Consider the following 13741-nt stretch of genomic DNA (forward strand, 5'->3'; position numbering starts at 1 on the left):
GCAATGGCGCGGACCCTCTCGCCGCCGGGCCGCCGGGCGCGTGCGCGGGAACAGAGGAGAACGGCCAGTCTATTGCCTGTAGTAACAGCATAAACAGCTAAATTGTATAAGCCTGAAGAGGCTCACAGAATAGCGCCGTTTCCTTCTGGATTTCATTGTTCCGGCGCCTCCATGACCACTTCCGCCCTTCCCTCTCCCTGCCCCGCCCGGGCCGCGCGTCCCGGCCGCCTGGGTCTGGCCGTGCTGCTGTCCGGCGGCTTCATCACCATCTTCGACCTGTTCGTGGTGAACATCGCCATCCCCAGCATGCAGCGCACGCTGGACGCGAGCTTCGCGCAGATCAACTTCATCATCGTGGCCTACGAGCTGGCCTATGGCGTGCTGCTGATCGCCGGAAGCCGGCTGGGCGACCGCCTCGGCCGGCGCCGGCTGTTCGTGTTGGGCATGCTGGGCTTCGCGCTGACCTCGGCGCTGTGCGGGCTGGCGCCGGACGCCAATGCGCTGATCTGCGCGCGCGCGCTGCAGGGCGTGGCGGCGGCCATGCTGTTCCCGCAGGTGTACGCGCTGATCCGCGTCAGCTACGACGGCCACGCGCGCCGCCGCGCGTTCGGCCTGCTGGGCATGACGCTGGGGCTGGCGGCCATCGCCGGCCAGGTGCTGGGCGGCTGGATCGTGCACGCCGACCTGTTCGGCCTGTCCTGGCGCGTGATCTTCCTGGTCAATGTGCCGCTGGGCCTGGCCGCCTGGAAGCTGGCGCGCCATCTGCCGGAGTCGCGCGAGCCTTCGGCCTCGTCGATGGACTGGCCCGGTGCCGCGCTGGCCGGGCTGGGCCTGGGCCTGCTGATGCTGGCGTTGATCGAGGGCCCGGCGCGGCACTGGCCTGCCTGGACGCTGGCCAGCGCCATGCTGGCCGTGGCCGCGCTGGCATTGTTCGTGCGCGCGCAGCGCCGCATCGGCGCGGCCGGCGGCGCGCCGCTGGTGGACATGACCCTGCTGACGCAGCCGCGCTTCGCCACCGGCTGCCTGCTGGTGCTGCTGGTGTTCTCGACGGCCGCCGCGCTGTTCCTGTGCTACGCGCTGCTGATGCAGACCGGGCTGGGCGTGGACGCGCTGACGGCGGGTTCCATCTTCGCGCCGGCCAGCGTGGGCTTCGTGGCCGGCTCGATGCTGGCGCCGCGACTGGTGGCGCGCCACGGCACGCCGGCCATCGCGCTGGCCGCGCTGCTCTATGGCGGCGCCACGGCGGCGCTGATGCTACAGGTGGGCGCGGCCGGCGGCGCGCTGTCGCCCTGGTCGCTGATGCCGGTGCTGGTGTGGCTGGGCGCGGCGCAGGGCGCGGTCAACACGCCGCTGGTAAACCTGACGCTGGGCCTGGTGCCGGACCATCAGGCCGGCATGGCCGCCGGCGTGGTGTCGACGTTGCAACAGGTGGGCGCGGCGCTGGGCGTGGCGGCCGCGGGCATGCTGTTCAGCGGCGCGCTGGAGGCCGGCGCTGGCGCGGCGGCCGGCGACCGCTATGCGCAGGCCTTCGCCAGCGCGCTGCAATTCAACGTGGCCGCCATTGCGCTGTCGGCGCTGCTGCTGTGGCGGCTGGGCCGGCGCGGCTGAGGCCGGGCTCAGCCCGCCAGCGGCACGCCCGGCTGGCTGGCCGAGCGCGTGCCGGGCAACGGGTGACAGGATTGCGGATGATAGGTGTGGACCAGCGACAGCTTGACGCGGTCACTGCTGTTGCCCTGGGCGGCGTGCAGCGTGCGACAGTGGAAGAACACCACATCGCCCGGCTCCAGGTCCGGGCAGACCGCGCGCGCGATCCAGGGCGCGTTCAGCGGCTCGTCGTCGCGGAAGAATTTCTTGGCGTCGAACTGGGCCGGCTGGAACGCCGCCGCATGCGAGCCGGGGATGAATGAAAGGCCGCCGTTGGCGCGCGTCTCGTGGCCCAGGGCAAGCCAGCAGGACACCAGATCGGTATCCGAGAACGACCAGTAGCGGATGTCCTGATGCCAGCCGGTCAGGCTGCCGTAGGCCGGATGCTTGGTCATGACGCAGTTGTGGTGCACGGTGGACAGCACCGGCGTCTCGCCGAAATAGCGCGCCAGCCACTGGCCGATGGCCGGGTCCGTGGCCCATTGCGCGTACAGCGGGTCACGACCGTAGGCGGACAGCAGGCGGCGCACGGTCTGGCCGCCCTCGGCCTGGCGCGACTCGGGCGCGCCGGGATAGCGCAGGTCGGCTTCGTATTCGATCGGCGCGACGTGATCCTGCAAGTGGCGCTCGGACAGCGCGCGCAAGGCGGCCACCCTGCCAGCGTCGGCGAACCCGCGCGCCACCACGAAGCCCTGCTCGCGCAGGACGGCTATCTGTTCATCTGTGGGCAACGCGGCCATCTCGATTCTCAAGGCAACACGGGCGTCCACGGGGCACCGACAGCAAGCGGACGCAAGGGCGCTAGATTACTGCAAATCGCCCTGGGCAAGCCCGCGCTCCCGACGCGGGTTTCATCCGCCCCACAGCGCGGGCTTGTTGACCATCAGGTAGTAGGTCACGGCCATGGCGATGAAGGCCGGGTAGCCCAGCGCCTCCCAACGCCGCGCATACCGCGCGTACCGCTCGGGCAGCGCCCCCTGCGCCGCGTGCGCGTCGCGCGCCATGGCCGCCATGCGCAGCTGCAGCCAGACCACCGGCAGCCAGCAGGCGCCCGCCAGCGCGTACAGGCCGATGGACAGCGCCAGCCAGGGCGTCGTCGGCGACCAGCCCGCCATATGCGCCAGCGCGATGCCCGAGATCGGCTGGATGATCACGCAGGGCGTGGTGAACCACCAGTCGGCGCGCACCACCAGCCGGCTGACGACGGCCTGGGCGGCGACGTTGCCGCTGCGGTTGGTGAAGAACATGTAGAAGGCCGACCCCAGCCCCGTGCCCACCATCAGCACGCTGGACACGATATGCACGGACTTGAGCAACAGATAGGCATTCATGCGAACTCCTTCTTCTTGGCGTGGGCCGACATCAGGTGCAGCAGCATCGCCGCGATCGGCAGGTTCTTGAGCAACGGCCCGAGCGGATGCAGCCACAGCGCGGGCTGCAGGACGCTGGCCGTCACGGTCATCGCCAGCATCAGCGCCAGCGCGGCCAGATAGCTGGAGCGGCCGGGCCGCAGCCACAGCGCCAGGCCCATGGCCAGGTCGGCCAGCAGGCCGCTCCAGACCAGCAGGGCCTGCCAGCGCGTGTCGAGGATGCCGGCGTCGGCCAGCAACCGCGCGCTCAAGCCTTTGTGTTCCAGCGCGCTGACGAGCGCCGTGCCCAGCCAGACGACGACCAGGCTGGCATGCATGAGGCGCTGGCCACAGGGGACGGTATTTACGGCGGACAAAGCCATGCGACGGTTTCCGTTCAGTCGCGGCGCAGCGTGGCCAGCAGCTGTCCGGGCGCGACGCCCGGTCGGCCCAACCAGCGCTCCAGGGCGGCCGGATCGGTGACGTTGTCGCTTTCCAGCAGCGCCAGCGTTTCGCTGCACCAGGGAGACCACGGCAACCCGTCGCCGGCGCGCGCGCGGGCCCGGCTCAGCCAGCCGGGCAGCGCGCCGACGCAGGCCGGCCTGTGACCCATCTGCGCGCGCAGGCTGGCGATCAGGTCCGCCAGCGGCAAGGCCTCGGGCCCGCCGATCTCGACCAGGCCCGACGGCGCATCCGAACCCGCCACGCGCGCCACCGCGTCGGCCAGGTCGCGCACGGCCACGGGCTGCACGCGCGCTTGCAGCACCGCGCGCGGCAGCAGCAGGGCCGGCAGGCGCGCCAGGGCCAGGAACAGCTGGCTGCTGGCGCCGCCGGCGCCGAACACCACGCTGGGACGCAGCACGCAGCCGTTCAACCGCCCCTGCTCCGTCAGCGCCAGCAGATGCTCGTCGGCGGCACGCTTGGTGCTGGCGTAGCGCGTGGCGCTGTGCGCGATGCCCAGGGCCGAGATCTGCACCACCCGCCACACGCCCGCCGCCGCGCAGGCGTCGAACAGCGCGATGGGGGCGTCGGCATGCATGGCTTGCAGCGGCCGGCCGGCGCTGTCGCGCAGCACGCCCACGGCGTTGATCACGGCGTCGATGCCGGCCAGATGCGGCAGCCAGGCCTCGGCCGTGAGCGCCTTGGAAAAATCCAGCGGGGGCGCCGTGCGGCGGCTGCGCTGCACGGGCTCATGGCCCGCCTGCTTCAGGCTGTCGACGATATGGCGGCCAATGAACCCCGTGCCGCCGCAGACCAGGATACGCATGATGACCTCACATTTCTCTGATTACAGAAATATCCGCTCAGCGTTTGCGCTTGGGGGCGGCCGTGGGCGGCTGCCCGGAACGGATGAAGCGTTGCACGCTGGCGCCCAGGCGCAACACCTTGTCCAGCGTCGAGGGGGACAGGCGCAGCATCTCGTCGGTCCAGATGCCCAGCGATTCCATCAGGCGCAATGTCTCGTGCACGCGGTCCTGGGTGTCGGGCGATTCCTCCTCGAAGCCGGGCTCGGCGATCAGGTCGCGCAGCATCTGCGAGGTGGGATCGAATTCGCGCTGCTTGCGCTCGCGCACGATGGTGCGCAGCAGTTCCCAGACGTCGGCGGAGGTGTCGAAGTAGTCGCGCCGGTCGCCGGGTCGGCGGCTGCTGCGGATCAGCCCCCAGTTCAGCAATTCCTTGAGGCTGTTGCTGACATTGGAGCGCGCGGCGTTCAGGGTGTCGGCGATTTCCTCGGCGTTCAGCGGCCTGCCGTGGAAAAAGAGCAGCGCGTGGATCTGCGCGACCGTCCGGTTCACGCCCCAGCTGTTGCCCATGTCTCCCCAGTGGAGAATGAAGCGTTGTGCGATGGGAGTCAGTTTCATGACTCCAGTGTCGAGGCGCCTGAAATTTCTGTCAAGACAGAAATTTCAATTTCTTGTGACGCGCAGGCGTGGCGGCCGTCGGCCGCGCCGGATGACTTACTTGCCGGCGGCGGCGTCGCGCTCCTGTTCCTCGTGGTGCACCCATTCGCGCCACACGGCCACCAGCAGCGCCATCAGCACCGGGCCGACGAACAGGCCCACGATGCCCATGGTCTTGACCCCGCCCACCAGGCCGAAGAAAGTCGGCAGGAACGGCAGCTTGACCGGCCCGCCCACCAGGCGCGGACGCAGGGTCTTGTCGACGATGAACAGCTCCACGCTGCCCCAGACCATCAGCGCGATGCCGGCGACCATGTGGCCGGAACCGACCAGGTACAGCGACACCAGCGTGAAGGACAGCGGCGCGCCGCCGGGGATCAGCGCCATGAAGCCGGTCACCACGCCCAGCAGCACCGGCGACGGCACGCCCGCGATCCAGTAGGCCACGCCCAGCACCACGCCCTCGCCCAGGGCGATCAGGCCCATGCCGGTGACGGTGGAGTTGATGGTGGCCGGCACCACGCGCGAGAAGCGCTGCCAGCGCGCCGGCAGGATGCGTTCGCCCAGCACGTCCAGCTGGGCCACCATGCGATTGCCGTCCTTGTAGACGAAGAACAGCGTGATCAGCATGAACAGCACGGTCAGCAGCAGCTGGAACACATTGCCAGTGGCGGCCAGCACCATGCGGTAGATGTTGCCCAGATGTTCGCCGCTGACGGCCTCGACCAGCGCGCCCAGCGCGTGGGGCTGGCCGATGTAGGCCTGCCAGTATTCCCCCAGCCGCTCGCCCAGCACCGGCATGGACGTGATCCAGGCGGGCACGTCGACGCCATGGCGGTTGGCCGCGATGGCCCAGGCGAAGAAGGAGCTGGCTTCCTTGATGGCGTAGGACAGCGCCAGCGACAGCGGCACGACCAGCACCACGATGACCACCAGCAGCGCCAGCGTGGCCGCCAACGCGGTGCGTCCGCCGCAGCGCGTCACCAGGCGCTGGTAGACCGGCCAGCTGGCCAGGCCGATGATCAGCGCCGCCAGCGCGGGCACCAGGAAACCGCTGAGGAAATACGCTCCCGCCAACAGTACGAGCAACAAAAGCCCACGGGCGATCAGGTATGCGGGAAGAACAGGCTGCATGTATGCGTATCGACAGAAAAGGCGTTACGGGCTTTGACTGTCGGACTATACAGACGTTTCACATCATGCGATGGACGCGAAGCCTGTAATTGCTACGGGGTTTCCCCAGGAAACGGGGACGGGCGGACGCGAAAGCGTCGGGGACGAAGTCCCGCGCCGCTCGGCGCGATGGCGGCCGGCCCTAAGCGGGCCGGCGCCATCGTCCGCCTACAGCGCGTATTCCGCCGCTTCCTCGCGGGCGCTGCGCCGGCCCAGCAGGGCCTCGGTCAGCGTGGCGCGGGCGGGCTCGGGCTGCGGCGCGGGCAACCGGGCCTTGGCCGCCTCGCTCTTGAAGACGCCGCAGGTGAGCGCGGCGGGATCGGTCTCGTCGCGGCCGCTCAACAGCGGGCAGCTGGCGAACAGCTCGGCCACCCAGTCGGCGAAGGCGCGCACCTTGGGCGAGAGCTGGCGGCTCTGCGGGTAGAGGATGGACATCGGCACGGCGCCGGGCTTCCACTGCGGCAGCACCTCGATCAGCTCGCCCGATTGCAGGTGCGGCAACGCCATGTAGCGCGGGGTCTGGATCAGGCCAAAGCCCTTCAGCCCGCAATCCAGGTAGGCCCCGGCCTCGTTCACCGCCACCGTGCCCTTCATTTCGACTTCCTGGTGCTTGTCGTCCACCTTGAAGTTCCAGGCGCAGTTGCGGCCGCTGCGGCTCATAAAGTAATGCACCGCGTGATGCCGGCCCAGTTCCTCGATGGTCTGCGGCATGCCGTGGCGCGAGATGTACGACGGCGACGCGCAGGTCACGGTCTGCAGCATGCCGATGCGACGCGCCACCAGGCTGGAATCCTCCAGGTCGCCGGAGCGGATCACGCAGTCGACGGCTTCCTGCACCATGTCCACCGGCCGGTCGCCCAGGCCCAGCACCAGCTCGACGTCGGGGTACTTGTCGTGGAAATCGCACAATGACGGAATCAGGATCAGCCGGCCGATGCAGGTCGGCACGTCGATGCGCAGCCGCCCTTTCAGGCGCAACGCCGCTTCCTGGAAGCAGGCCTCGGTTTCCTCGACGTCGGCCAGGATGCGCACGCAGTGCTGGTAATAGCCGGCGCCGTCCGGCGTCAGGCCGATGCGCCGCGTGGTGCGGTTCAGCAGACGCACGCCCAGCAGGCGTTCGAGGTTCTGGATGATGGTGGTGACGGTGGTGCGCGGAAGGGAAAGGCTGTCGGCCGCCCGGGTGAAGCTATTGGCGTCCACGACGCGCACGAACACCTGCATAGCCTGGAAACGGTCCATGTCGGCGTGCTCTGTAAAAGTCGGGGTGTGGGAAGCATAACCCGAAACCCGCCGGGATTAGTCGTTCTTGACGACTAGTGTTGCCGAAATAGACGGGTTTATCCGGCACCAGATAACACTCAGAATGGCAACCATCTTGAAGCGCCCGTGCCTCCCGGCACCGCCAGACGGGCACGTCAACCCTCAGCCTCCGCGTCCGCGCCCCGGCCAGCCCTAGCCAAGCTGCCAGCGCCGGACAGTCGACCCCGGTCGATGTTGCAACGCAACATAAATCGGAAGCCGAGGATTGCCGCGCCCAGGCGGCCCGCCGGCCGCCGCCGCCCGCCCCCGGCCTTTACGCGCGGACGCTTCGCTCCTCTCCTCACATCAAGGAACATCATGGTTTCGCGTAATCGTTTTGCTGTGCTCGCCGTTTTCGCAGCCGTCATCGCGGCCGGCGGCGGCTATGCCCTGTTTCGCGCGCCCGCCGGCGCCAATGCCGCCCAGGCCCAGACCGCGCCCGCCGCGCCCCAGGTCGACGTGGCCGAAGTGGTCAACAAGTCCATCGTCGACTGGCAGCGCTATTCCGGCCGCCTGGAAGCCATCGACCGGGTCGACATCCGCCCGCTGGTCTCCGGCACCCTGACCGCCGTGCACTTCCGGGACGGCACCATCGTCAAGAAGGGCGATGTGCTCTTCACCATCGACCCGCGCCCCTACGCGGCCGAGGTGGACCGCGCCGCCGCCGCCCTGACGGCGGCGCGCGCCCGCGCTTCCTACACCGCCAGCGAACTGGCGCGCGGCCAGCGCCTGCTGGGCGACAACGCCATCGCCCGCCGCGACTTCGAGGAAAAGCAGAACGCCGCCCGCGAAGCCGCCGCCAACCTGCAAGGCGCCCAGGCCGCGCTGGACTACGCCAGGCTGAACCTGGGCTACACCCGCATCGAGGCCCCGGTGGCCGGCCGCGTCTCGCGCGCCGAGGTCACGGTGGGCAACGTGGTCGCCGCCGGCGCCGCCTCGGTGCCGCTGACCACGCTGGTGTCGGTGTCCAAGATGTACGCATCGTTCGACGTGGACGAACAAACCTTCCTGAAGTACATCAACCCGGCCCGCAACGGCAAGGCCGGCAGCGTGCCGGTGGAACTGGGCCTGGCCAACGAGGACGGCTATTCGCGCACCGGCGTCGTGCAATCGGTGGACAACCGCCTGGACGCCACGTCCGGCACCATCCGCGTGCGCGCCGAGTTCGACAACGCCGACGGCTCGCTGCTGCCCGGCCTGTACGCCCGTATCCGCCTGGGCGGCACCGAGCCGCGCCAGGCCGTGCTGATCGACGAGAAGGCCATCGGCACCGACCAGGACAAGCGCTACGTGCTGGTGCTGGACGACAAGAACAACGCCGTCTACCGCCAGGTCAAGCTGGGCGCCAACCAGGACGGCCTGCGCGTGGTCGATTCCGGCCTCGCGGCCGGCGAGCGCATCGTCGTCAACGGCCTGCAGCGCATCCGCCCGGGCGACCCCGTGACGCCCACCGTCGTGCCCATGGCCTCGGCCCAGCGCAAGCCGGTCCAGACCGCATCGAACGCCGCGGCCTCGGTGAACTGAGCCGCCGCACCCGACGAGACCCCTCATGAACATCTCGAAATTCTTCATCGACCGGCCGATCTTCGCGGGCGTGCTGTCCGTGCTGGTGCTGCTGGCGGGCCTGCTGGCCATGTTCCAGCTGCCCATCTCCGAGTACCCGGAAGTCGTGCCGCCCTCGGTGGTGGTACGCGCCCAGTACCCCGGCGCCAACCCCAAGGTCATCGCCGAGACCGTCGCCTCGCCGCTGGAGGAATCCATCAACGGCGTCGAGAACATGCTCTACATGCAGTCGCAGGCCAACAGCGACGGCAACCTGACGCTGACCGTCAACTTCAAGCTGGGCGTGGACCCGGACAAGGCCCAGCAGCTGGTGCAGAACCGCGTCTCGCAGGCGCTGCCGCGCCTGCCGCCGGACGTGCAGCGCCTGGGCGTGACCACGGCCAAGAGCTCGCCCACGCTGACGCTGGTGGTGCACCTGATCTCGCCCAATGACCGCTACGACATCACCTACCTGCGCAACTACGCCATCCTGAACGTCAAGGACCGCCTGGCCCGCATCACGGGCGTGGGCGAAGTGACGGTGTGGGGCTCGGGCAACTACTCGATGCGCGTCTGGCTGGACCCGCAGAAGGTCGCGCAGCGCGGCATGACCGCCGGCGAAGTGGTCAACGCCATCCGCGAGCAGAACGTGCAGGTCGCCGCCGGCGTGATCGGCGCCTCGCCCACGCTGGGCGACGTGCCGCTGCAGCTGAACGTGAACGCGCGCGGCCGCCTGCAGACAGAGGAAGAGTTCCGCGACATCATCCTGAAGACCTCGCCCGACGGCGCCGTGACGCACCTGTCCGACGTGGCGCGCGTGGAGCTGGACGCCCAGGAATACGGCCTGCGCTCGCTGCTGGACAACAAGCAGGCGGTGGGCATGGGCATCATGCAGTCGCCCGGCGCCAACGCGCTGGACGTGTCCACCAAGGTGCGCGCGGCCATGGCCGAGCTGGCCCAGGACTTTCCCCCGGGCGTGGAATACCGCATCGAGTACGACCCCACCCAGTTCGTCAGCGCCAGCATCGAGGCGGTGGTTCACACGCTGCTGGAAGCGATCGCGCTGGTGGTTCTGGTGGTGATCCTGTTCCTGCAGACCTGGCGCGCGTCCATCATCCCGCTGCTGGCCGTGCCGGTCTCCATCGTGGGCACTTTCGCGCTGCTCCTGGTCTTCGGCTATTCCATCAACGCGCTGTCGCTGTTCGGCATGGTGCTGGCCATCGGCATCGTGGTGGACGACGCCATCGTGGTGGTGGAAAACGTCGAGCGCAATATCGCCGCCGGGCTCACGCCGCGCGAGGCGACCTACCGCGCCATGCGGGAAGTGAGCGGTCCCATCATCGCCATCGCGCTGACGCTGTGCGCGGTGTTCGTGCCGCTGGCCTTCATGACCGGCCTGACCGGGCAGTTCTACAAGCAGTTCGCCATGACCATCGCCATCTCGACGGTGATCTCGGCGTTCAACTCGCTGACCCTGTCGCCGGCGCTGTCGGCCATCCTGCTCAAGGGCCACCACGAGAAGCCGGACTGGCTGACCCGTGGCATGAACCGCGTCTTCGGCCGCTTCTTCAACGGGTTCAACAACCTGTTCGGCCGCGCCTCGGAATCCTATGGCGTGGGCGTGTCCGGCGTGATCCGCCGCAAGGCCGGCGCCATGGGCGTGTACGCGCTGCTGGTGGCCGCCACCATCGGCGTATCGTACCTGGTGCCCGGCGGCTTCGTGCCCGCGCAGGACAAGCAGTACCTGATCGGCTTCACGCAGCTGCCCAACGGCGCCTCGCTGGACCGCACCGACGCGGTCATCCGACGCATGAGCGACATCGCCCTGAAGGAACCCGGCGTGCAGAGCGCCATCGCCTTCCCCGGCCTGTCGATCAACGGTTTCACCAACAGTTCCAGCGCCGGCATCGTGTTCGTGATGCTCAAGCCGTTCAACGAGCGCAAGGGCGCGGCGCTGTCGGGCAATGCCATCGCGGGCTCGCTGAACCAGAAGTTCGCCGCGATCCAGGACGCGTTCATCGCCGTGTTCCCGCCCCCGCCGGTGATGGGCCTGGGCACGCTGGGCGGCTTCAAGTTCCAGATCGAGGACCGCGGCGCCGCCGGCTATGCCGAGCTGGACAAGGCCAAGGCCGCCTTCCTGGCCAAGGCGCGCCAGGCGCCGGAACTGGGCCCGGCCTTCTCCAGCTACGAGATCAACGTGCCGCAGCTGGACGTGGACCTGGACCGCGTCAAGGCCAAGCAGCTGGGCGTGCCGGTGACGGAAGTGTTCGACACCATGCAGATCTACCTGGGCTCGATGTACGTGAACGACTTCAACCGCTTCGGCCGCGTCTTCCAGGTGCGGGCGCAGGCGGACGCGCCGTTCCGCGCCCATGCCGACGACATCCTGCAGCTGAAGACCCGCAACAACGCCGGTGACATGGTGCCGCTGTCGTCGCTGGTCACGGTCAAGCAGACCTTCGGCCCGGAAATGGTGGTGCGCTACAACGGCTACACCGCCGCCGACATCAACGGCGGCCCGGCGCCGGGCTACTCGTCCGATCAGGCCCAGGCCGCGGCCGAGCGCGTGGCCGCCGAGACGCTGCCGCGCGGCATGAAGCTGGAATGGACCGACCTGACCTACCAGCAGATCCTGGCGGGCAACGCCGGCCTGTGGGTGTTCCCCATCAGCGTGCTGCTGGTGTTCCTGGTGCTGGCCGCGCTGTACGAAAGCCTGACGCTGCCGCTGGCCGTGATCATGATCGTGCCCATGAGCATCCTGGCCGCGCTGACGGGCGTGTACCTGACCGGCAACGACAACAACATCTTCACCCAGATCGGGCTGATGGTGCTGGTGGGCCTGTCGGCCAAGAACGCGATCCTGATCGTGGAATTCGCCCGCGAGCTGGAGATGAACGGCCGCAGCCCGCTGGAGGCCGCCATCGAGGCCAGCCGCCTGCGCCTGCGCCCCATCCTGATGACGTCGATCGCCTTCATCATGGGCGTGGTGCCGCTGGTGCTGTCGTCCGGCGCCGGCTCGGAAATGCGCCACGCCATGGGCGTCGCCGTGTTCTTCGGCATGCTGGGCGTGACCCTGTTCGGCCTGTTCCTGACGCCGGTGTTCTACGTGCTGCTGCGCTCCATCGGCGGCAAGCAGCTGCATTCGGCGGCGCCGCATGAAGCGCCGGTCTGCGTGCCGCACATCGACCCGCACGCGCCGCCCGCCTCGCAGCACGGCGCCTGATCCGGCCATCGAACCAGGACTAGAGCCAGAAGCCAGCGCGTCCCGTCCAGCGGGGCGGGACGCGCCCTCAAGAGAATAGCCATCATGAAGAAAAGACTGATCCGCGGTTCCGCCCTGCTTGCCACGCTGCTCGTGCTGGCCGGCTGCGCGGTGGGACCGGACTACCAGCGGCCCGCGGCCGCCACCCCGGCTACCTACAAGGAAGCCGCCCTGCCCGCCTCGGAAGCCGGCAGCTGGAAAACCGCCGAACCCGCCGAGCAAGCCCTGCGCGGCGAATGGTGGAAGCTGTTCGGCGACGAGGGCCTGAACCAGCTGCAGGAAGAAGCGCTGCGCGCCAACCAGAACCTGCAGGCCGCCGCCGCCCGCCTGACGCAGGCCCGCGCGCTGCAACGCGAGGCGCGCGCCGCTTTCTTCCCCAGCCTGGACGCCGCCTTCGGCCCCTCGCGCCAGCGCCCCTCGGCGGTGTCGCGCGGCCTGCCCGACGGCACGCCGACCAGCCCGTCGACCACCTGGCGCGCCCAGGCCAGCGTGGCCTACGAGGCCGACCTGTTCGGCCGCGTTTCGTCAACGGCCGACGCCGCCACCGCCGACGCGCAGCAGAGCGAGGCGCTGTACCGCTCGGTGCTGCTCGCGCTGCAGGCCGATGTCGCCACCACCTACTTCCTGGTGCGCGAGCAGGACGCCGAGGCGCAGCTCTACCGCCAGACGGTGCAGCTGCGCACCGAGACGCTGCAGCTGATCCAGCGCCGCTATGACGCCGGCGACATCAGCGAGCTGGACCTGGCGCGCGCCAAGTCCGAGCTGGCGCAGGCGCAGTCCGAGGCGCTCGGCATCGACCGTCGCCGCACCGCCGCCGAACACGCGCTGGCCGTGCTGCTGGGCCGCGCACCGTCCGACTTCGCCATGCCGCCGCAACCGCTGCAGAAGGTCGCGGTGTCGGTGCCGGCCGGCCTGCCGTCCGCGCTGCTGGAACGCCGCCCCGACATCGCCGCCGCCGAGCGCGCGATGGCCGCGGCCAATGCCCGCGTCGGCGCGGCCAAGTCGGCGTTCTTCCCGCGCCTGGATATCACCGGCGCGTTCGGCTACGAGTCGTCGGAGCTGGGCAATCTGTTCCAGTGGTCCAGCCGCACGTTCCTGCTGGGTCCGCTGGTGGGCGCGGCGCTGTCGATGCCGATCTTCGACGGCGGCCGCCGCCAGGCCGGCCTGGACCGCGCCCGCGCGGTCTACGAGGAAGACGTGGCGCTGTACCGGCAGACGGTGCTGAATGCGTTCCGCGAGGTCGAGGACAATCTGGCGAACCTGCGGATTCTGGCGGACCAGACGCGGGCGCAGGACGCGGCCGTGGAGTCGGCGGCGCGGGCGGCGAAGCTGTCGCACACGCAGTACCGGGAGGGGGCGATCAACTATCTGGATGTGATCGAGGCGGATCGCAGCGTGTTGCAGCAGCAGCGGGTGTCGGTGCAGTTGAGCGGGGAGCAGGCTCGGTCTGCCGTGGGCTTGATTCGGGCGTTGGGTGGGGGATGGGGGAATCCTGTGCCTGGTGGGGCTGCTGGGCAGGTGGCTGTGAAGTAGGTTTTTTGCTATCGCTTCGTGGGCCGCCCCTCGGGCGG

General features: G+C 69.3%; 11 protein-coding genes. 4 read left to right on the plus strand and 7 right to left on the minus strand.

All coding sequences use genetic code 11. The annotated features are described in order from the left end of the window. Nucleotides 1-171: 171 nt before the first annotated feature. On the plus strand, nucleotides 172-1608 hold the full coding sequence (locus AC6LJ5_RS20015; RefSeq protein WP_498141397.1) for an MFS transporter: 1437 nt from the start codon (nucleotides 172-174) through the stop codon (nucleotides 1606-1608). 8 nt (nucleotides 1609-1616) lie between these two features. Here AC6LJ5_RS20015 and AC6LJ5_RS20020 read toward each other — a convergent pair whose 3' ends face one another. From AC6LJ5_RS20020 to AC6LJ5_RS20050, 7 genes are all read right to left on the minus strand, one after another. Beyond that, nucleotides 1617-2384, minus strand: a complete 768-nt coding sequence (locus AC6LJ5_RS20020; RefSeq protein WP_498141398.1) for a phytanoyl-CoA dioxygenase family protein — start codon at nucleotides 2382-2384, stop codon at nucleotides 1617-1619. Between the two features lie 111 nt (nucleotides 2385-2495). Continuing rightward, on the minus strand, nucleotides 2496-2975 hold the full coding sequence (locus AC6LJ5_RS20025) for a DUF2269 family protein (RefSeq protein WP_392408843.1): 480 nt from the start codon (nucleotides 2973-2975) through the stop codon (nucleotides 2496-2498). Beyond that, nucleotides 2972-3376 (minus strand): DoxX-like family protein, encoded by a 405-nt coding sequence (locus AC6LJ5_RS20030; RefSeq protein WP_498141399.1) that lies wholly within the window; start codon nucleotides 3374-3376, stop codon nucleotides 2972-2974. Before AC6LJ5_RS20030 ends, AC6LJ5_RS20025 begins: the two co-directional genes overlap by 4 nt. Nucleotides 3377-3390: 14 nt before the next feature. Next, nucleotides 3391-4260: an NAD-dependent epimerase/dehydratase family protein gene (locus AC6LJ5_RS20035; protein WP_498141400.1), complete on the minus strand. Its 870-nt coding sequence runs from the start codon at nucleotides 4258-4260 to the stop codon at nucleotides 3391-3393. Nucleotides 4261-4297: 37 nt separating this feature from the next. Further along, nucleotides 4298-4855, minus strand: a complete 558-nt coding sequence (locus tag AC6LJ5_RS20040; RefSeq protein ID WP_103271275.1) for a GbsR/MarR family transcriptional regulator — start codon at nucleotides 4853-4855, stop codon at nucleotides 4298-4300. Nucleotides 4856-4951: 96 nt separating this feature from the next. After that, entirely contained in the window at nucleotides 4952-6028 is a 1077-nt protein-coding gene (locus tag AC6LJ5_RS20045; RefSeq protein WP_103271276.1) for an AI-2E family transporter, read from the minus strand. Between the two features lie 207 nt (nucleotides 6029-6235). Continuing rightward, nucleotides 6236-7306 carry a LysR family transcriptional regulator gene (locus tag AC6LJ5_RS20050; RefSeq protein WP_103271277.1) on the minus strand — a complete coding sequence of 357 codons (1071 nt, stop codon included), beginning with the start codon at nucleotides 7304-7306 and terminating at the stop codon, nucleotides 6236-6238. 378 nt (nucleotides 7307-7684) lie between these two features. Here AC6LJ5_RS20050 and AC6LJ5_RS20055 point away from each other — a divergent pair, with 378 nt between their 5' ends. The 3 genes from AC6LJ5_RS20055 (at nucleotide 7685) to AC6LJ5_RS20065 (ending at nucleotide 13703) form a co-directional block, all read left to right on the plus strand. Further along, nucleotides 7685-8890: an efflux RND transporter periplasmic adaptor subunit gene (locus AC6LJ5_RS20055; protein ID WP_199770936.1), complete on the plus strand. Its 1206-nt coding sequence runs from the start codon at nucleotides 7685-7687 to the stop codon at nucleotides 8888-8890. A 25-nt stretch (nucleotides 8891-8915) separates the two neighbouring features. Then, nucleotides 8916-12131, plus strand: a complete 3216-nt coding sequence (locus AC6LJ5_RS20060; RefSeq protein WP_498141401.1) for an efflux RND transporter permease subunit — start codon at nucleotides 8916-8918, stop codon at nucleotides 12129-12131. 84 nt (nucleotides 12132-12215) lie between these two features. Further along, nucleotides 12216-13703 carry an efflux transporter outer membrane subunit gene (locus AC6LJ5_RS20065; protein WP_498141402.1) on the plus strand — a complete coding sequence of 496 codons (1488 nt, stop codon included), beginning with the start codon at nucleotides 12216-12218 and terminating at the stop codon, nucleotides 13701-13703. Nucleotides 13704-13741 lie beyond the last annotated feature (38 nt).

It is taken from the genome of Achromobacter sp. 1011791174 (genome assembly GCF_059760925.1).